The sequence below is a fragment of the Paenibacillus campi genome (assembly GCF_034659835.1).
GTDB classification, from domain to species: Bacteria; Bacillota; Bacilli; order Paenibacillales; family Paenibacillaceae; genus Saccharibacillus; species Saccharibacillus campi.
This window is the reverse complement of record NZ_JAXSQZ010000014.1, coordinates 15,977-36,071: the sequence shown is the minus strand read 5'-3', so window position 1 is coordinate 36,071 and position 20,095 is coordinate 15,977. Positions and strand designations below refer to the sequence as shown.

General features: G+C 46.9%; 15 protein-coding genes. 13 read left to right on the top strand and 2 right to left on the bottom strand.

Translation table 11 applies throughout. The features are described from left to right. The first annotated feature begins 5 nt into the window (after nt 1–5). The 8 genes from U1I11_RS20810 to U1I11_RS20775 all read left to right on the top strand — a co-directional run bounded on the left by U1I11_RS20810 (nt 6) and on the right by U1I11_RS20775 (nt 11,841). Nucleotides 6–983: an alpha-ketoacid dehydrogenase subunit beta gene (locus tag U1I11_RS20810; RefSeq protein ID WP_322908036.1), complete on the top strand. Its 978-nt coding sequence runs from the start codon at nt 6–8 to the stop codon at nt 981–983. 285 nt (nt 984–1,268) lie between these two features. After that, nucleotides 1,269–2,636 carry a dihydrolipoamide acetyltransferase family protein gene (locus U1I11_RS20805; RefSeq protein ID WP_322908031.1) on the top strand — a complete coding sequence of 456 codons (1,368 nt, stop codon included), beginning with the start codon at nt 1,269–1,271 and terminating at the stop codon, nt 2,634–2,636. A 4-nt stretch (nt 2,637–2,640) separates the two neighbouring features. Next, nucleotides 2,641–4,065: a dihydrolipoyl dehydrogenase gene (lpdA, locus tag U1I11_RS20800; protein WP_322908030.1), complete on the top strand. Its 1,425-nt coding sequence runs from the start codon at nt 2,641–2,643 to the stop codon at nt 4,063–4,065. Nucleotides 4,066–4,856: 791 nt separating this feature from the next. Next, nucleotides 4,857–5,006 carry a 50S ribosomal protein L33 gene (rpmG, locus tag U1I11_RS20795; protein ID WP_082472246.1) on the top strand — a complete coding sequence of 50 codons (150 nt, stop codon included), beginning with the start codon at nt 4,857–4,859 and terminating at the stop codon, nt 5,004–5,006. 86 nt (nt 5,007–5,092) lie between these two features. Beyond that, nucleotides 5,093–5,887: a thymidylate synthase gene (gene thyA, locus U1I11_RS20790; RefSeq protein ID WP_322908029.1), complete on the top strand. Its 795-nt coding sequence runs from the start codon at nt 5,093–5,095 to the stop codon at nt 5,885–5,887. 551 nt (nt 5,888–6,438) lie between these two features. Next, nucleotides 6,439–6,927 (top strand): dihydrofolate reductase, encoded by a 489-nt coding sequence (locus U1I11_RS20785; protein WP_322908028.1) that lies wholly within the window; start codon nt 6,439–6,441, stop codon nt 6,925–6,927. Between the two features lie 535 nt (nt 6,928–7,462). Next, the gene (locus tag U1I11_RS20780; RefSeq protein WP_322908027.1) at nt 7,463–8,950 is read left to right on the top strand and encodes a glutamate synthase subunit beta; all 1,488 of its coding nucleotides are present in this window, start codon (nt 7,463–7,465) and stop codon (nt 8,948–8,950) included. A gap of 407 nt (nt 8,951–9,357) precedes the next feature. Next, entirely contained in the window at nt 9,358–11,841 is a 2,484-nt protein-coding gene (locus tag U1I11_RS20775) for a type IA DNA topoisomerase (RefSeq protein ID WP_322908026.1), read from the top strand. Nucleotides 11,842–12,165: 324 nt separating this feature from the next. Here U1I11_RS20775 and U1I11_RS20770 read toward each other — a convergent pair whose 3' ends face one another. Together U1I11_RS20770 and U1I11_RS20765 are read right to left on the bottom strand one after the other, a co-directional pair. Next, nucleotides 12,166–12,933, bottom strand: coding sequence for an HAD family hydrolase (locus tag U1I11_RS20770; RefSeq protein ID WP_322908025.1), 768 nt, complete (start codon nt 12,931–12,933; stop codon nt 12,166–12,168). A gap of 12 nt (nt 12,934–12,945) precedes the next feature. After that, on the bottom strand, nt 12,946–13,866 hold the full coding sequence (locus U1I11_RS20765; RefSeq protein ID WP_322908024.1) for a winged helix-turn-helix domain-containing protein: 921 nt from the start codon (nt 13,864–13,866) through the stop codon (nt 12,946–12,948). 248 nt (nt 13,867–14,114) lie between these two features. Here U1I11_RS20765 and U1I11_RS20760 point away from each other — a divergent pair, with 248 nt between their 5' ends. The 5 genes from U1I11_RS20760 to U1I11_RS20740 all read left to right on the top strand — a co-directional run bounded on the left by U1I11_RS20760 (nt 14,115) and on the right by U1I11_RS20740 (nt 20,058). Next, on the top strand, nt 14,115–15,362 hold the full coding sequence (locus tag U1I11_RS20760; protein WP_322908023.1) for an MFS transporter: 1,248 nt from the start codon (nt 14,115–14,117) through the stop codon (nt 15,360–15,362). Nucleotides 15,363–15,667: 305 nt separating this feature from the next. Continuing rightward, nucleotides 15,668–16,396, top strand: a complete 729-nt coding sequence (locus tag U1I11_RS20755; RefSeq protein WP_322908035.1) for a phosphonate ABC transporter ATP-binding protein — start codon at nt 15,668–15,670, stop codon at nt 16,394–16,396. A 118-nt stretch (nt 16,397–16,514) separates the two neighbouring features. Next, nucleotides 16,515–17,771: an FG-GAP repeat domain-containing protein gene (locus tag U1I11_RS20750; protein WP_322908022.1), complete on the top strand. Its 1,257-nt coding sequence runs from the start codon at nt 16,515–16,517 to the stop codon at nt 17,769–17,771. Nucleotides 17,772–17,959: 188 nt separating this feature from the next. Continuing rightward, nucleotides 17,960–18,658, top strand: a complete 699-nt coding sequence (locus U1I11_RS20745) for a response regulator transcription factor (RefSeq protein WP_322908021.1) — start codon at nt 17,960–17,962, stop codon at nt 18,656–18,658. Further along, nucleotides 18,658–20,058, top strand: a complete 1,401-nt coding sequence (locus tag U1I11_RS20740) for a sensor histidine kinase (protein ID WP_322908034.1) — start codon at nt 18,658–18,660, stop codon at nt 20,056–20,058. The genes U1I11_RS20745 and U1I11_RS20740 overlap by 1 nt, the downstream gene beginning before the upstream one ends. The last annotated feature ends 37 nt before the right edge of the window (nt 20,059–20,095 follow it).

The following is a 20,095-nucleotide window of genomic DNA, read 5'->3' as shown; positions in this document are numbered from 1 at the left end:
AGCAAATGGCACAAATGAATATGAAAGAAGCGATTCGCGACGCGATCCGTGTCGAGATGAAAAATGACCCTAACGTGCTCATTTTTGGTGAAGACGTAGGTAAAGTCGGCGGTGTATTCCGTGCGACAGAAGGTTTGCAAGAGGAGTTTGGCGAAGAACGTGTATTCGATACGCCACTGGCTGAGTCCGCAATCGGCGGTCTGGCTTTTGGTCTCGGTATTCAAGGCTTCCGTCCAATCGCTGAAATCCAATTCGTTGGTTTTATTTTTGAAGCACTCGATCAAATGGCGATTCAAGCCGCTCGTCTGCGTTATCGCTCCGGCGGTCGTTACAATGCACCAATCGTATTCCGTACACCTTACGGTGGCGGCGTAAAAGCGGCTGAGCTGCACACGGACGATCTGTCTGGTCTGCTGGCACAAACGCCGGGTATTAAAGTCGTTATTCCTTCGAACCCTTACGATGCAAAAGGTCTGATGATCGCGGCAATTCGTGAAAACGACCCTGTATTTTTTATGGAGCATCTTAACTTGTACCATGCGTTCCGCGCTGAAGTACCGGAAGAAGCTTACACCGTTGAAATCGGTAAAGCGAACGTTGTGCGCGAAGGTTCTGATGTGACGCTGATCACGTACGGTATGACTGTTCATACCGCAACTAAAGCGGCTGATCAACTAGCTGAAAAAGGCATCAATGCTGAAATTATCGATCTGCGCACATTAAGCCCGATCGATATCGATACGATCGTTACTTCCGTACAAAAAACAAACCGTGCGATCGTTGTGCAAGAAGCGCAAAAGAGCGCCGGTATTGCAGCCGAAGTTATGGCTCAAATTAACGAAAAAGCGATTTTGCACCTGGAAGCTCCGGTTTTGCGCGTTTGCCCACCGGACACTGTGTATCCTTTCGCTCAAATCGAGGATGCTTGGCTGCCAACACCTCAGCGTATTATCGACGCTGTAGACAAAGTTATGAACTTCTAATGATCATTTGATCATTTCAGGTTGATCGGATATCTCGTTCATCACTGGATGAATTAAAGGTGCAAGAAACAAAAGGCGGTTTGCAAGATGGCATCCGGTTGCGTACCGTCCATCCCGAAAAGATGGCGAGCGGCGGAACTTTCTACAGGCGCCTTTTGGTTTGCCCATAGGCTGCTGTGCAGCCGCAACAATACAACAAGAACTACACATCTTACTTATCAACGATTGTTGAAATATCGGCGGTTTCCGTGCTGTTCAACAATTTTAATCAGGGAGGTTTTGCAAGTGGCAAGATTCGTATATAAATTTCCAGAGCTTGGTGAAGGTCTGCACGAAGGCGAAATCATCAAGATGCACATTAAACCAGGTGACAAAGTAACCGACGACAGCATTATCATGGAAGTGCAAAATGATAAAGCGGTTGTGGAAGTTCCTTGTCCGGTAGATGGTACAGTACTCGAAGTACTGACTAAAGATGGTCAAGTATGTCATGTAGGCGAAACGGTAGCGATTATCGATGCAACTGGTGAACTTCCACATGATGATGAAGAACCAGCAGAGGAGTCCGCACCTGAGCAAAAGAGCGGTCAAGAAACAGATGCAGCAAAAGGCGGAGTAGACACAACTTCTTCCCCAGCAGCTTCTAGCCCAGCCGATGCAAAAGAAGGCAAAGAAACAAACGCTTCGACTCCAGCTGCACCGAACAAAGATGTACTTGCTACACCAAGCGTGCGTAAATTTGCGCGTGAACAAGGCGTTGACCTGTCCCAAGTTTCCGGTACTGGCAACAACGGCAAAATCACTCGTGAAGATGTACAATCGTTTAAACAAGGTGGAGGTCAAGTATCCAGTGCAACAGAAGCAGTCGCTGCCGAAGAAAAAGCAGCAGCTCCTGTAGCATCGGCAGCAGCACCATCCACACCGGCAGCTTCGGCTTCCGCTTCCGCAGCAGGCGAAGAAGAACGCGTACCATTCAAAGGTATCCGTAAAGTGATCGCTAATGCGATGGTTAAATCGGCATACACTGCTCCACACGTAACGATTATGGACGAAGTAGACGTGACCGAGCTCGTTGCATTCCGTACGCGTATGAAGCCACTGGCTGAAAAACGCGGTACAAAAGTAACGTATTTGCCATTTATCGTTAAAGCACTCGTGTCGGCTGCTCGTCAGTTCCCGGCTCTGAACGCTTCGATCGACGAAAAAACAGAAGAAATCGTGTACAAAAAACATTATGACATCGGTATTGCAACAGATACGCCTAACGGCCTGATCGTACCGGTCGTTAAAGACGCTGACCGTAAGAGCATCTTTATGATCGCTGATACGATCAACGATCTGGCTGTTCGCGGACGCGATGGCAAACTGGCTGCTAATGAAATGAGAGGCAGCACGATCTCGATCTCTAACATCGGTTCCGCTGGCGGTATGTTCTTTACTCCAATTATCAACTTCCCTGAAGTGGCGATTTTGGGTACAGGCCGCATTAGCGAAAAAGCGGTTATCAAAAACGGCGAAGTGGTAGCAGCACCAGTAATGGCACTGTCCCTGAGCTTTGACCACCGTATTATTGACGGCGCAACTGCACAGCACTTTATGAACCATATCAAATCACTGCTCGGTAACCCTGAGCTGTTAACTATGGAGGTGTAATTCAATGGTAGTAGGAGATGCTTCTATCGATATTGAAACGTTAGTAATTGGTGCGGGACCTGGTGGCTATGTAGCCGCCATCCGCGCTGCACAACTTGGTCAAAAAGTTCTGATTGTCGACAAGTCCGAACTGGGCGGCGTCTGTCTGAACCGTGGTTGTATTCCTTCCAAGGCGCTGATCGCAGCAGCTCACCAATTTGAAGCTGCACAGCACGGCGAACAATTCGGTATTACTGTAGGCGATGTACAAGTCGACTTCGGTAAAACACAAGAATTCAAAAACGGCGTAGTCAAAAAAATGACCGGCGGCGTAAGCGGTTTGCTGAAAGGCAACAAAGTGGAAGTGTTCCACGGCGAGTGCATGTTCATCAACGAAAACGAAGCGCGTCTGTTTAACGACCATGAGTCCCCGCGCTATCGTTTCAAAAACTGCATCATTGCAACAGGTTCCCGTCCAATCGAACTGAAAGCATTCCCATTTGGCGGTCGTATCCTGTCTTCGACAGAAGCGCTAAACCTGCCTGAAATTCCAAAATCGATGATCGTGATCGGTGGCGGTTATATCGGTGCCGAGCTGAGCCAAATGTATGCTAAATTCGGTACTAAAATTACAATCATTGAAGGTCTGGATACAATTCTGCCAGGTTTCGATAAAGATATGACTTCGCTCGTAGCGAAAAACATGAAAAAATCCGGCGCAGAAATTTTCACTAACGCTAAAGCGGAAAGTGCTACACAAACCGACAAAGACGTTACGGTGAAATTTACTGTAGACGGCAAAGAACAAGAACTGACAGCAGATTACCTGCTCGTTACGGTTGGTCGTCGTCCTAATACAGATGGCGAACTCGGTCTTGATCTGATCGATGTGGAACTGACTGATCGTGGTTTGGTCAAAATCGACCATCAAGGTCGCACTAACATCCCGCACATCTATGCAATCGGTGATATCGTTGAAGGCCCAGCGCTGGCACACAAAGCTTCTTATGAAGCAAAAGTAGTTGCAGAAGCAATCGCCGGTATGCCTTCTGTGATCGATTACAAATGTGTACCTGCTGTAGCGTTTACTGATCCTGAATGCGCAAGCGTAGGTCTGACTGAGACTGAAGCTAAAGCAAAAGGCTACAAAGTGTCCGCAGGTAAATTCCCTTACGCTGGTAACGGTCGTGCGACTTCCCTCGGCAACACCGAAGGTTTCGTAAAAATCGTTGCTGACGAAGAAACAGGGATCGTGCTCGGTAGCCAGATCGTAGGTCTGGAATCTTCCAACATGATCGCTGAAATGGGTCTGGCGATCGAGATGGGCGCTACCTTGGAAGACTTGGCACTGACGATCCACGCTCACCCAACACTGGGCGAAATCGTGATGGAAGCTGCTGAGCTTGTGATGGGTCACCCGATCCATGTCATCGCTCCACGCAAAAAATAAAACGCTCACTCATAGGTAAGCTGTACAGAGCAATACGGTCATGCCCTGGCATAAAGCGGCGTTTCGTGTATCCGCTGTTGCTGCATCCAGCGATGCGGTAACAGTTAGGAGAACGAGCGCTTGCGGTATACCAGTATATGTACTTTTATTCGTAGCTTATTCGCAATTGATGATCCATACGGCATGAACCGTAGCGACTGTGCGCTTACTTGTTTTAGTTATGAACGTTATAGATGCATATCTCGCATCTGTAACGTTCATATGTGTTTGCCTTCTGAATAAGACCGGCATAATCTATATTGCCGCCAGTGAGCTCCTGGCGGCTTTTATTTTATGTAGACCGTGATCAGGCTTGTGATTAATGGACATGGTATAGGTATCGTTTTTATTTACGGTGCTGTTCGCCTAGGTGGTGTCTTCAAACTGTCCTACGTATTATTTATTGTTCACAAAGATTAGAAATAAGCCCCTGTACAGCTTAGTCTGACGCAAATTACGCGTATCGAACGATCTGTAAAGTAGTTTGAAGACACGCCCTAGTCCGTTTGAAAATAAGGCGAAATGATCGATAGACTGAGTTTATTTGGCAGGTGAATACATGTTCGTAAAAATCTCTTGGATTTCCTTAAAATCTATGTTAGAATGGACAAGGTGTTTCAAGTGATATTTACGGATAATGAACGGACTATACATCGTTTCAATAGATGATGTTGAACCTTCACCTGTTTACAGGCTGAAGCGTATAGTTAAACGAACAATTTCTGATTACCAATGAAGTGAGGTGAATTCACATGCGCGTTATCGTTACTTTGGCATGCACAGAGACTGGCGATCGTAATTACACAACAACCAAGAACAAACGGAACCATCCGGAGCGTCTTGAGCTGAAAAAATATTGCCCACGTCTGAAAAAATACACGCTTCACCGCGAAACTCGTTAATTTTCGCTTCAGTGTGTACGTAAACCCCGGTTGCAATCCAGCCGGGGTTTTTCATTATTAGTCCATCATTTAATGAGGTGTATACAATGAAAGCATATTTGGAGTTGCTGGAAGATATTTTGCAAAATGGAACTGAAAAAGGAGATCGTACCGGAACAGGCACCATTTCCGTATTCGGTCGGCAAATGCGTATCGATTTGCAGCAAGGGTTTCCGCTGCTGACGACGAAGCGTATGCATACTCGTTCGATCATTCACGAACTGCTCTGGTTTTTGAGCGGTGATACGAATATTAACTATTTGCGCGAACATGGCGTTACGATTTGGGATGAGTGGGCAGATGCAGACGGTAATCTTGGCCGTGTATATGGCTCCCAGTGGCGCGATTGGCGCGGTCCAGGCGGCGAAACGATCGACCAGATCACATCGGTCATTGAGCAGATTAAGCGCAACCCCGATTCGCGTCGTCATATCGTAAATGCTTGGAATGCCGCTGAGGTCGATCATATGGCATTGCCGCCATGCCACTATGCGTTCCAGTTTTATGTGGCGGATGGGAAGTTATCGTGCATGTTCCAGATGCGCTCGGTCGATACGTTCCTCGGTCTGCCCTTTAATTTGGCATCCTACGCGCTGCTAACCCATATGGTTGCACAGCAATGCGATTTGCAAGTCGGTGAGCTCGTTTGGACTGGTGGTGATGTACACATTTACAATAATCATCTGGAACAGGTGAAGTTGCAGCTTACACGCGAACCGTATCCGCTGCCAACATTGACGATCCAGCGCAAACCGGAATCGATTTTTGATTATACATTTGCAGACTTCCAATTTGAAAATTATGAGCATCATCCGACGATTAAAGCGCCGATTGCGATTTAATGTTTACGTTTGTAGATAGTGGGCAATCGAGGTGCGGCGGCGGTATAGATAAGCTGGGCTGTACTTTGCATAGTCCTTTGACTATATTCATTATTAGTTTTGATAGTGTACTGAAATTGCTATCATTCAGCATGTACAGCTTTAAAACTCCAATTCATCCCACCGAGCTAATGAGTTTATGTGATGCCTATGTGCCTGCTTGTATACTACTAGTGTGCAAGCGCGTCTGTGCTGCTTGTTATACTGTAAGTCGATTTATCGCTATATAGAAATGATAAAAGGGACACTTCTGTTTGCAGAGAGTGTCCTTTTTGATATGGACATAGTTTGACGATTGTGTTCACCGCTCCATCTGCCGAACTGATCAATTTTATCAATCCCTCGGTATAAAATTTTTAATAACTTGCTTTTTTACGAATTATCCTTTATATATCATACAGAAACATTCGTAAAAGATTACAAGAAGTTGATGCAGAATGATAGCTTTTAATGCTATGATATAGAATAAACTTATCTGGAAAGCATTCCGGAAGAATGGAGGTTCAGCCACAATGACAATAACGCTAATATGGGCGCAGGATCAGAACGGCGTGATCGGCAAAAACAATGATATGCCGTGGAAACTGCCTGCTGATATGGCTTATTTCAAACAACAGACCCAGCACAAAACCATTGTCATGGGGCGGAAAACCTGGGAGTCGTTTGGCTCCAAACCATTGCCGAAGCGGCGCAATATTATTTTAACCCGAGCTGCAAATTTTACGGCTGTGGGCGGCGAAGTAGTGCATACGCCTGAACAGGCATCGGCGATTGCTAACAACGAAGCTGAACTGATGATTATTGGCGGCTCGCAAATTTATGAGCTGTTTTTAAAACAGGCGGATCGTTTATTGGTGACGCAAATTGAGCATTGTTTTGCTGGAGATACATTTTTCCCAAAAGTGAACTGGGCGGACTGGAAGCTGGAATCGTCCGTGCCAGGCATTCGTGATGAGAAAAATGCGTATGACTACCGATTCGAGCAATATGTGCGTAGCTAGCATACTGTCCCCATTTAAAATCAAGTTGGGTATGCATCATTTGAGATAGTTAGCTAACATGCTTCATCCATCGTGTCGGTTGCAGACACGATATAGGATGCAAGCGCAGTGATCGATTAAGATTCGGTATAGCGATTGCATATTTATTAATAAAAATTTATATTGACTGCATATGCGTACAAGTGATATAAGCAGCGATTGGTATGCGATTTTGTGCTTGAGTAGGAGCAATCATTTGCATAAATGTATAAAAAAAGAGTGCTATCACCGTAATCCCTTGCTGTGACTAGGGATTTGCAGTAGGAACTGTTACGATGCTTGACTGTAATTATACAAAATAGTTTGAAAATATCCAGATTGTTCTTGCAAGATGTTTCATGACGGTGTAATCTCTATGTAAAAAGTACAAATAATTATGCGCTTAATCCATTTTGCCAAAGTTGGTCCTGGTGCTACTCTTGAAAATAAACTTAGCGGCAAGCTGATGGATGGAGAAGAATCGGCAGCGTATAGAACGGATGGGGGAAATATTAACATGTCTACACCTACTGGATTCATGGAATACAAAAGACAAATTCCTGCGGATCGTGATCCGCTTGAGCGTGTAAAAGACTGGGAAGAATTCCACAAGCATTTATCCGAAGAAGAACTGCGCACACAGGGCGCGCGATGTATGGACTGTGGTACTCCATATTGTCATACCGGTATGAACATGGCAGGGTCCACCTTCGGCTGTCCTGTTCATAACCTGATTCCGGAATGGAACAATCTTGTTTATCGCGGACTTTGGAAAGAAGCGCTGGAGCGTCTGCACAAAACGAATAATTTCCCCGAATTTACCGGTCGTATTTGCCCAGCACCGTGTGAGGGCTCTTGTACGGTAGGTTTGATCGGTCAACCGGTTACGATCAAAACGATTGAAGAAGCGATTATCGAACGAGGTTTTGCGGAAGGTTGGGTAGTACCGGAGCTACCGGAAAAGCGTACCGGTCGTCGTGTAGCGGTCATCGGTTCGGGCCCTGCGGGTCTGGCATGTGCGGCACAGCTTAACAAAGCCGGACACCATGTAACCGTATACGAGCGCTCTGACCGTGTGGGCGGCTTGCTCACATACGGTATTCCAAGCATGAAGCTGGAGAAAAATATCGTTGAACGCCGTGTCAACCTGCTCAAGCAAGAAGGGATCGAGTTTATTACAAGTACAGAAATCGGCAAAGACATTCCGGCACAACAGCTCGTTGACGAATATGATGCAGTCGTGCTTTGTGGCGGTGCAACGAAGCCGCGTGAATTCAATATTGAAGGCAGCAAGCTAAACGGCGTTATGTACGCGATGGATTATTTGAACAGCACGATTAAGAGCTATCTGGACAGCAATTTGGAAGATGGCAGTTACATCTCCTCCCAGGGCAAAAATGTCATCGTCATCGGCGGCGGCGATACCGGTTCTGACTGTGTAGCGACATCTTTACGTCATGGTTGCCAAACGGTAACTCAATTCGGTACGCATGATAAAGCACCACTAGAGCGTGATCCAATCGCTAACCCGTGGCCGCAATTTCCGAATGTGTATACGCTCGATTATGCACAGGAAGAAGCGAAAGCGATTTTTGGTAGCGACCCACGCGAATTTTCCATCATGACAACCAAATTTGTCGGTGATGAACATGGCAACTTAAAAGAACTGCATACGATTCAAATTCAGCGGATCGTTGACGAAACTGGCCGCAAAATTTATCAACCGATTCCAGGTACAGAGCGTGTCTTCCCTGCCGAATTGGCATTGATCGCGATCGGCTTTGATGGCCCTGAGCAAACATTGGCACAGCAGCTCGGTCTGGAAACAGATCGCTGGACAAATGTCAAAGCTCGTTACGGCAAATACAACACTAACGTGGATAAAGTATTCGCTGCTGGCGATATGCGTCGCGGTCAAAGTTTGGTCGTATGGGCAATTAACGAAGGTCGTGAAGCTGCGCGTGAAGTGGATAAATACTTGATGGGCGCAACCGTGCTCGTATAAGTTGATTTCATTCACCAGCTATACGGCAAAGCGATTACATGTACGCAATATGTAATTATCAATTGTTAATTGTTGCGGTGACGTTATGAAACAGGCGTGCTTTTGGATAGGATTTGCAATTGGAGAACGACTCCATCATGTGCCCACAAGCACAGGATGGGGTCTTTTTAGGTCGTGTTTATGTTTTGCGTAGGCGGTTATGCAAACCGCTATATGCCTGTCCAGCCCAACATTCATTCGTTATCATTATCGCTTCACCACTCCATTTCAATGCACAGCCCGTTTGTGTTATACTAAATAGGAGTTAAGTGATCGTGGACAGGCAGGGCTGCACTTCATAGTGTGGCTCCTTTTTTTGCCGAAAATCTAGGATGGTCAATTCCCCATTCCGAGAAAGGAATGAACGTATGAAAATTCTTGTTATTGCTGAAAAGCCTGATATGGGGCGCAATATAGCGGCTGTTATCGAGCCGGGTGCCAAAAATCAGCGTACGTATATCGAAGGTGAGCGCTATGTAATTACGTGGGCGATTGGGCATCTGATCGGACTTGCCGAGCCGGAAGCGTATGATGCCAAATACAAACGCTGGAACTTTGGCGATTTGCCAATCATTCCCGAGCAGTTTAAAATTGTGCCGAATCCACGCACAAAAGATCAATTAAAAGTGATCGGCGAGCTTGCCAAACGTTGCGATCGTATCGTTAATGCCTGTGATGCCGGGCGCGAGGGACAGCATATTTTTGCGTTAATTCAGCGTCAGTTAAAGCTGCGACAACCGGTCAAGCGTTTATGGATTTCCGATTTGACCGCAGAAAGTATTCGCAAAGGGTTTGAGCAGTTGCGCGATAGCAGTGAGTTTGACAATTTGACACAGGCGGCGCGTGCACGCAGTGAGGCGGATTGGCTGATCGGTATGAACGCATCGCGTGCGTTTACGACCAAGCATAACAATTTGCTGTCTGTTGGACGTGTGCAAACACCAGTGCTTGCTTTGATCTATGATCGACAAAAAGAAATCGAAAACTTCAAATCCCAAACGTTTTACGAAGTGCGCGCTACATTTAAGCAGCCGAGCAAAACGTATGAAGGGGTATGGCAAGGCGAAGAACGATTGACCGATCAAGCTAAAGGCGAAGCGATTGCCGCCAAAGTACAAGGCAAAGAAGGCAAAATTACTAAATACGATATGAAAGAAACGAAAGAATATCCGTACAAGCTGTACGATTTAACATTGTTACAACGGGATGCCAATGCCAAATTTGGCTTTTCCGCCAAAAAGACGCTTGATGTCGCTCAAGCGCTATATGAGCGTCATAAAGTCATTTCTTACCCGCGTACTAACTCCAACTATGTAACTAAAGAAAATATCGATAGTATGCACAAAGTGCTCGGTATGTTGCAAAATGGCGAATACGCCGAGCTGGCAGGTGGTGCAGAGCGCAGTCGTGTGCACACCGGCAACAAAGCCGTTTGCAATCCGGCACGGGTGGAAGATCACCATGCGATTTTACCAACACTCAAAAAGCCAAGTACACTGAGCAAAGAGGAACAGCAATTGTATGATTTGATCATACGACGCTTTTTGGCTCAATTTTATCCGCCTGCCGAATACAAGCAACATACTGTGCTGACCGTAGTAGAACAAGAAACATTCCGTACCGCTGTCAAAGAACTGCTGTCGCTCGGCTGGAAAGTGACGCTGCCGGATAAGGATAAAGCCAAGTCAGCGGGTAAAGCGAAACGCGGCAGTCAGGATAGTGACAATGAAGAACAGCAAGAGGCGGTAGAGACGGACAAGCCGTTTGTACTCGATAGCAAGTTGCCTGTGCAATGCCGCAAAGCGGAAGTCAAGGAAAAAGAAACACAGCCGCCCAAGCCCTATACCGAAGGTACATTGCTAAAAGCGATGGAAAGCGCGGGCAAACAGATCGAGAACGAGGAGCTGCGTGATGCGATGAAAGAGTCTGGTCTAGGGACACCAGCGACACGTGCGGCGACGATTGAGCGTTTAAAACAGGTTGGTTATGTGCAGGCAAAAGGTAAAAAGATCGAGTTAGCGTTAAAAGGTCGAGCAGCGATCGAACTGATTCGTGCTGCCGGTGTAGAGCTGCTCACGTCACCGGAAATGACAGGGCAATGGGAACGCCGTTTGAACGAGATTTCGCGCGGTGAAGCCGATCCAGATCGCTTTTTGGAAAATGTGAAAAAGTTTGCTGGACTCGTCGTGGATAAAGTGCGTACACAGACACCGGCGGCAGCCGACATTTTTGGCGATGAAGGAACACGCGGTAAAGGCAAGGGCAAACGAACGGCGCGTAGCAGCAGCCGTGCATCCGGTACGACCCGTTCTGCGGCAGCTTCATCAAGCTCAAGTTCAAAACGCAACACAGCTACACGCAGCTCGGCTATAACGATACAAGACGAGCTACCATTGCCTGTACCACCGCCAGACAGCGATTCCGATCCAAATGGATATCGTTCCAGTCGTACGGCTGTGGTCAATAGCGCGACCGCAAGGGAGCAATTGTCCGACACATTCGGATCAGCGACAGCTTCATCTGCTGCACGTACAACCACTGCTGTAACGTCTGCATCCCGATCATCTGCTCCTACCTATATGGCGCTGGGCAGCTGCCCACGTAACGGCTGCGGAGGAACGATTATTGAGGGCAAAAAAGGTTACGGCTGCTCCAACTTCCGTCAAGGTTGCGGGTTTGTCGTATGGAAGGAATTTAACGGCAAAAATGTATCGATTCAAATGCTCAAAGCATTGTTGCTAAAAGGGGAAAGCCAGGTGCTCACTTTCAAACGCGGCGGTGAAAGCTTTAAAGCGCGCATCCGTTTGCTGGATCGGGAAACCGGCAAGCTCGGGGTAGAGAAGATCGAGTAATCGATACAGTACAGAGAAATGTGACCTAAATGATCAAAATTATTATAGTACATTGACTGCTCTCTGTATCGGTTTTACATCTGCTCGATATCCTAATGGATAGCGGAATATTTGCCAAAGCAAACGATATAGTTAAAACGGTCGTCTTTATAGTTGTACATGGCTATCCCATCTATGTATTCCCAATTGGCTTTAAACGAGGGCGAATGGACTCGCGAATGTGTTAGATATAAGTGGATGCAGAGAATGAGATCAGCTTATCTGCCTGCATACAAAGTGCGTTGGCACTATGCGACCAAAACGCGCAGCAAAAACGGACCAGGATTACCCCCAGGTCCGTTTGTTTTCATAAATATTCAGATGTTGCTCGATCGTATGTGGCACTTCAGTCAGCTTGGAGACGGTATGAAACGATTGCTCGGTTCCAGTCTGTAGTTGTACGATATCGTATGCCCATTCCTGCTCTTGTTTGATATAAATCGTATTCAGCGCAGCTTGTAGTGCAGGCTGGATATCAGAGCGAAGCGAATTGCCGATCATCCATGTGTCGGTGCGTGGCAGCAGCTTTGTTGTAATAATTTGTTCCAGCGCACGAATATTTTTGTGCTGGCGAATAAAAATACGATCATCAAAAAATGCACTCAGCTTCATCTGATCGATTTTGCGTTGCTGAATTGCCGTTTCGCCGCCGGTGTACAAATATAGTGTATGACCTTGCTGTTGCAAATAGTCCAGCGTATCGACCATGCCCGGATAAGGTTCCACTTCTTGTTCGTACACACTGCTGCCGAGCAGGCGCAGCTGGCGCTCCTCACGCTCTGACAGCGGGCGACCGTACAAACGGGCGAAGTGGCGGTACGTTTCCACAAGTGAAGCCGGGAAGTGCTCGCTGGCGAAGCCGACTTGCTGCACGCCGGCAACATCGATCTCGATTTGCTTTTGCCGGATTGTATCCATTTCCAATCCATGTTCTTTGAACCAGCCTGATAATAGACTAATAAATTCATCCAAAACCAGGTTGAAGTATTTGTTACAGTAGATCAACGTATCATCCATATCGAAGATCAGATGCTGATGCCGAATGTCTTTCATGAAGTTCACTCCTTAAATACGGATGTACGATTCAAGGAACAGTTGTAGCTCGGATGCACCGTCCCGACGCAAACTGAACCGATCGATATCCTCTCTGCCCAGATGAATGCGCAGCAGCCCGGCGACACGCAGCATCATCAGATGATGCATCAGTGTTTCCTGAGGTTGCAGCAGATCATGGGCCATGTCTTGCAAGGAACGTGGCTCATCGCCACCGATATAACGAAGCATACGCAGCCGATCCGGGTCGGATAAGGCGCGTGTCATGCGCAGCAGCACATTAGGCGGGTCTTCTTCGCCTTCTTCATGCACATCGACCGGATATTGAATGAGCAAAGAGCCTTCGTAAAAACAATACGTATTGATCGGGCGATTGTGCACCGTCGGGAACAAAATGACCGTATGCAAGCCTTGCATTTCCGGTACGACCAGCCCGCCGGACGCGTATTCGATCAATGCAGCCGGGTCCATTTTATCAAGCAGGCGCATTTTTTCTTCGCCATCTTCGGTAATGAGCGTCATAATCTCATCTTCAAGCTCGTGAAAATAATGCTCATACCACAGCTTCAGTAGCGGTGCATACGTTTGCTGAATCCGTCCGGCTTCGCTCTCGGTCAATGTCGGCATGAGCGGATGAATTTCATTCCACACTTCAGCGAGCGGAGACACTTCCAGATGGTGCAGAAAATCACGTACTGACCCTTCACGGGTACGGCAACTTGCCCAGGCATATAGTACATCATAGTCATCAAACGGCCAGGCAGATGCTTCTAAAATCGCTGCACGCACATTGTTGCTTAACCTATTGTCAATTTCCCTGATCCATTCGGGGCCGAGATCGATATCACGAATCCATTTTTTGGTCACATAGACCATAAAACTGCCGAGCAGATCGTAAACCGGGGAAACGTCTATTTTCACCTGATAGCTCATGAAACCAAGACCTCCCAAATATAATCGGTAGCAGTTCGTTTCCTGTGTAGGAAATACTGAAAAACAGGAGCCGATTCCTAAATCCCTGTTGTGCTTATTATGGCTTGTTCACCTACGGATTGTCCACTATAATGTTCGGATGGCGTGATTTGTTTTCATGCACGTTTACATACGGAACAACCATCATTAAATTACATCATAAAACGCACACTTTGTAAAATAAGTGATTGATTTTGGAGGATGGCATCATGTTTAACAACAGAAGAAACAATAAGCTTGGCAAGCAAGCGAGCAAGACAGAGCTTGTTCATACGGAGCAAACTGCGCCGCCGGCGCCCACTCATCAGACCGTGCATTTTGTAATTTTGATCCTTGCGATTATTAGTGCGGGGCTAAGCCAAGGTATGTTGTTGCCGGTGCTCGCTATCTTTTTGGAAAAAATGGGCGTATCTTCTACGCTGAATGGATTAAACGCTGCCGTACTGTATGTCGGTTCCTTTGCGATGACATTGATGGCGGAGCGGCTCGTCGGCAGGCTCGGTTTCAAAAAGTTAATGCTGCTCGGGCTGTTGATCGTGATGATTGCATTGCCACTGTTCCCGCTCGTACCGGGTGTGGCGTTCTGGTTTGTGTTACGGCTGCTCGTCGGTATTGGCGATAGCGCCATTCACTATGTCGCGCAGCTGTGGGTGTTGATGGTTACCGCGCCGGAAAATCGCGGACGTAATTTGTCCATTTACGGCATCTCGTACGGGATTGGTTTTAGTATCGGTCCGCTAGGCATCTCGTTGCTCGATTGGGGTATGGCAGCGCCGTTTTTGCTTATGACGGCGATGTTTATGATCGTCGCACTGCTCGTATGGTGGAAGCTGCCGTCCGGCGGGCCGGGTCGTGGTGCAGAAGTGAAGCCGGAAAAAGGGCGCTTTGCGCGCAGCTATCGTTTAGCATGGTACGCGCTCATTCCGGCGTTGTTGTATGGCTATATGGAAGCAGCGATGAACAGCAATTTCCCGGTATACGGACTACGTACCGGTTTATCGACTGCTCAAATCGCCTTTTTGCTGCCGTTTATCGGTGTCGGTGGACTCATGTTGCAGCTTCCGCTCGGCATTTTAAGCGATCGCTGGGGACGTAAGCGGGTGTTAATGCTTGCTGGTGCGCTCGGTGGAGTATTGTTTATGCTCGTGCCGTTTGCTGGTACTCGTCTGCTTGGCATTGCGCTTTTGTTTGCTGTCGCGGGCGGTCTGGTCGGCTCCTTTTTCTCACTCGGTCTCGCTTATGCAGCCGATGTATTGCCACGTACGTATTTGCCAGCGGCGAATGTGCTCGCTTCGTTTCATTTTAACTTTGGCAGCATCGTCGGCCCGGCGATTGGTGGCAGAGGCATTGAACTTGGCTCTGCCGCCAGCTTGTTTTGGGTAATGGGCGGTTGTTATGTGATCTTTGCCTTGCTCGGGCTGTTATTCCGGCAAAAGCAAAATAAAATGTCGGCGTAGATGGCATTTATTCGCTTTTTCGCCTAAACTATAGAATAGTACGATATTTTGCTGGCGCAAAAATCTTTTTTTATTTCACTTCGTGTTTATGGTTCCCAAAACACTAGAATAGGTATGATATTTTGCTGACGCAAAAATCTTTTTTCATTTTACCTCGTGTTTATGGTTCCCAAAACACTAGAATAGGTATGATATTTTGCTGGCGCAAAAATCTTTTTTATTTTACATCGTGTTTATGGTTCCCAAAACACTAGAATAGTATCGTTTCAGCAACAGCGTAGAAGGGCGGTCTGTAGTAGATGTCAATGATTCAAGTGGATAATCTGACCAAAACGGTCGGTGAGAATAAAACGAAAGTGCTTGACCATATTAGCCTGGAAATTCAACATGGCGAGCTGATTGCCTTAGTTGGACCAAGCGGCAGCGGTAAAAGTATGTTGCTTAAATGTTTGGCGATGAAGGAAAGTTGGACGGAAGGCAGTTTTCGTGTCGGTGATACCGATATTTTGAAAGCAGGCTTTAGCGGCAAGCGTAAATTAAACAGGGAATGGTCTTATTTGGAGCAAAGCCCGCAGCTTCATCCCGATCGAACTGCACTCAAAACGGTACTGATCGGTCAAATCGGACAGACACCGATCTGGCGCATGGTAACAGGGATGGTACGCTCGGATGATTATATGGGTGCGATGGATATTTTGGAGACGCTTGGCTTGCTGGACAAAGCGCATCAAAAAGCAGGTACGCTGAGCGGTGGCGAAAAGCAGCGGGTGGCGATAGCGCGCGCGCTCGCGCATGGGGCAAAAGTGATTTTGGCGGACGAGCCGATTACCGGTCTTGATCCGCGTTCCGGTGAGGAAGTGATCAAAACGCTACGCGGTCTGTGCTCAAGCGAGCGTCTGACCGTCATCTCCGTCATTCCACTGGAACTTGCTGAACGTTATGCAACACGTATTATCGGCTTGCAGGAAGGGCAGATTATGTTTGATATCAAAGGACGTAGACTGACTGGCGCGGAGCGCAGCAAGTTAATTTGATCGAATCGCTGGTCATCGTATTGCCGTTGATCGATATTGGCAATGTGTTCATCTCGGCTTGTTTTAAAACGAAACCAACCAGGAGGCGGGCAGCTTCCTGCAATGAAAGAGTGATATCATGAGTAAAAGCATCTGGATCAAACTGCTGACGACGGCTGGGCTGCTGTTTGTATTAAGTGGTTGCAGCTTTAACCCGCTTGCCGATCCGAAGACGCTCATTCAAACACCGGAACTGCCTTCGGACAAACAGACACTGAGCAGTGTAATTAGCTCTGAGCTGCCTGAAGGAGCAAGCATTCAAAGCCCGAAAAACGGAAACGGCAGCAAAATTCAGACCGTAGACCTCGACGGTGACGGTAAAAGCGAGACGATCGTCTTTTACCAGACGACAACCGGGCGTATTAACGGCATGATCTTTGAGAAATCCGGCGATACTTGGGTGAAAAAGGTCAATATCGAAAGCGCTGGCTTTACGCTCGAAAGCGTGGAAATTACCGACATTACGAATGACGGTCACCGCGATATCGTAGTCGGTTATTCCAACGATACGACCAATTCCGAAAACAGCCAGAAACGATTAGTCATTTATAGCTATGATAAAGGAAAGCTCAACGTCGTAGAAGATACGCCTTATTCGTATTATTCGATTATCGATATGGACGGAGACGGTGTGAACGATCTGGTCATTACTAAAATTAACAATAGCGGCTACGTCAACATCGCTGCGTATCGTTACAAAAATGGCTTCCAGTTAATGAGCTCGATGGATTTAGTAAATGCGATCGGTAGCGATCATTTCTACAATGTAGTCGCCGGTAAAGTGACGCCGAATCAAAATGGTATCATTATGGATCAGACGCTCGGCGTATCCGGTTTCTCGCATCTAATTGTGATGGAGGACGGGCAACTGAAAGATGTGTTCCCGTTAAGTCAGCAAGCGACCTACAAAGACATTCAGATCGTAAGCGAAGATGTGAACAATGACGGCATTTTGGAAATCGGGATGGCGGAAATTCCAGAAGGTTGGGAAAATATTGCACCGACCGAAATTCCACGTTTCACCAGCTATTATCAATGGAGCGGTGGAGCGACATTAACCAAGCTGGTCAGTCAGCAATATCGCGATGAGCAAGGTCGTTTTGTAATTAAGCTGTCACCGGAATGGATCGATAAAGTGACGATCGATACAAAATCGAACAAAAATCAAGATTTACGCTTTATTTTGAAAGCGACTGGCGAAAAGGTCGCTGAAGTTCGTTTCTTTAGTGAAAGTGATTGGAACAACCATAGTGGTGATTGGAAAGTGATCGCTCAGAACCGAGGTCAAATTATCGCGCTTTGGCAAAATAACAAAATGAACGTTATTCAAAATTAAGCTTATTTGCAAGGCAGCATACGACTGCATAGGCAGCGCACGGTTCCATCAGCACACTTTTGTTAACACGGATGCAGTCCGATATGCTGCCAACACATAAGCGGGTAGCTTACAGGCAGCCTATTAGGATAACATGAGCTATACAGCCTCTCGCATTACTGACACCCTGACTCTGAAGGAGGATTATAATGAGTAAAGTATTAATTATGGAGGACGAGGAGTCCATCCGCAGTTTTATTATTATTAATTTAAAGCGTAATGGCTTTGAAGTGCTGGAAACGGAAAATGGAGAGCAAGCGCTGCATATGCTCGAAACCGTGCCAGATATCGATATTGCGCTGCTTGATGTGATGGTGCCAGGCATTGACGGCTTTGAAGTATGCCGCCGTATCCGTGAGAAAAATGAACGTATCGGCATTATTTTCCTAACCGCCAAAGTGCAGGAGCAAGATAAAGTTTATGCGCTGTCTGTCGGAGCGGATGACCATGTGAGCAAGCCGTTTAGCCCGACCGAACTGATCGCCCGTATTCAGTCATTGCTGCGCCGTGTTAACGTACAGCGCGAATCAAACACCAAAGTGTCATTTGAATCCGGCCCATTCACACTTGATCTGATTTCTAAACAGTTCAAAAAGGGTGGCAAGCTGATTGAGCTGACACCGACCGAATTCTCGCTCGTACAATTTTTCCTTGAAAAAGAAAATACGCCGCTGAGCCGTGATGTGCTGCTCGATCATGTATGGGGCAAGGAGTATATGGGCGATCCGAAAATCGTCGATGTGAACATTCGTCGTCTGCGTCAAAAAATCGAAAATAACCCATCCGAGCCGGAATTCCTGCAAACGGTATGGGGACATGGGTATAAATGGAGAGGCCGGGATTCGTAATGATCAAAAAGGGGATGACCCGTCAAATCGTTCTGCATTATTTTATCGTTGTATTTTTGACGATATTGCTAGTAGAGCTGGTGTTTTTATTCGCCATTCGCACCTACTACTATGACGGGATATCAAACTATTTGCAGTCATCATTTGACAATACAAGCGTACCAGCCAACTATCGCGATATCGTGTCCGCCTATAGTTTGGACAAAGCTGAAGTGCAAGTGCTTGATTTGGAAGGCAATGTACTGCAAAACTCGACCGCATTTATTGTGGACAAGCCGGTGCAAACCGGTGATATTCCGCAGGCATTATCCGGCTCAACCGGGCGCTGGATCGGCAAGCAGGCAGGCACCGGCGAAGATGTGATGGCGGTTACGCGTATGATCAAAATTAACGGGGATAAGGAATATCTCGTTCGTTATGTTACGTCATTGGAACTCGTTAATCAGAAGCTGTTTTATATTACACTCGTCTCGGCAGGGATCGGCGTTGTCATTTTGATTATCGTACTGATGGTCAGCATCGGGCTTGCCAACTCGATCGTCAAACCGATCAATAACATTATCGGCGTTTCGACCTTAATGGCAAAAGGCGACTTTAACGTTCGCATCAAAGGCAATTATCCGCATGAAATCGGTGATCTTGCTGCCACGCTCAATTATATGGCAGACGAGATCGTGCGCAGCAATCAGATTAAGGACGATTTTATTTCGTCGATCTCACATGAACTGCGTACACCGTTAACCGGCATTAAAGGTTGGAGCGAGACGCTCGTATCCGGCGGCTTTGATCCGGACGAGACGAAGTTAGGCATGAACATCATTTCCAAAGAAACCGAGCGCCTGATCGGGCTAGTGGAAGAAATGCTCGATTTCTCCAAACTACAGCAAAATCAGATGAAACTTGTGCTTGGCGAAGTGCATCTCAAAGAAATTTTGCAAGAAACGATGCTAAACGTATGGGCAAAAGCCGAGCAAAAGCAAATCAAGCTTAGCTTGGAACCAGGCGATGCGAGTTATATCGTACAGGCTGACGGCAACCGTCTGAAACAGGTGTTTCTTAATCTGGTCGATAATGCGATTAAATTTTCACCAAATGAGTCAACGATCAAACTGATTATTAAAGAACTGACACCGGAACGTGTACGCATTATCGTCAAAGATTCCGGTATCGGCATCAGTTCCGAGTTTCTGGAAAAAGTTAAAGACCGCTTTTTCCAAGTTAACCCGAATCAGGGCGGTACAGGTCTCGGTCTGGCGATCACACAGCAGATCGTACAATTGCACAAAGGCGAAATGCATATCGAAAGCGAACTGGATCACGGTACATCAGTCATGGTCGATTTGCCGTTGCTCGCCAAAAAGCAGGCTATGCCCGGTTTGCTGGAAGAAGAAAATGGATAGTATGCCAATCGATATGCCCCTACATTGTGCCTGAAAA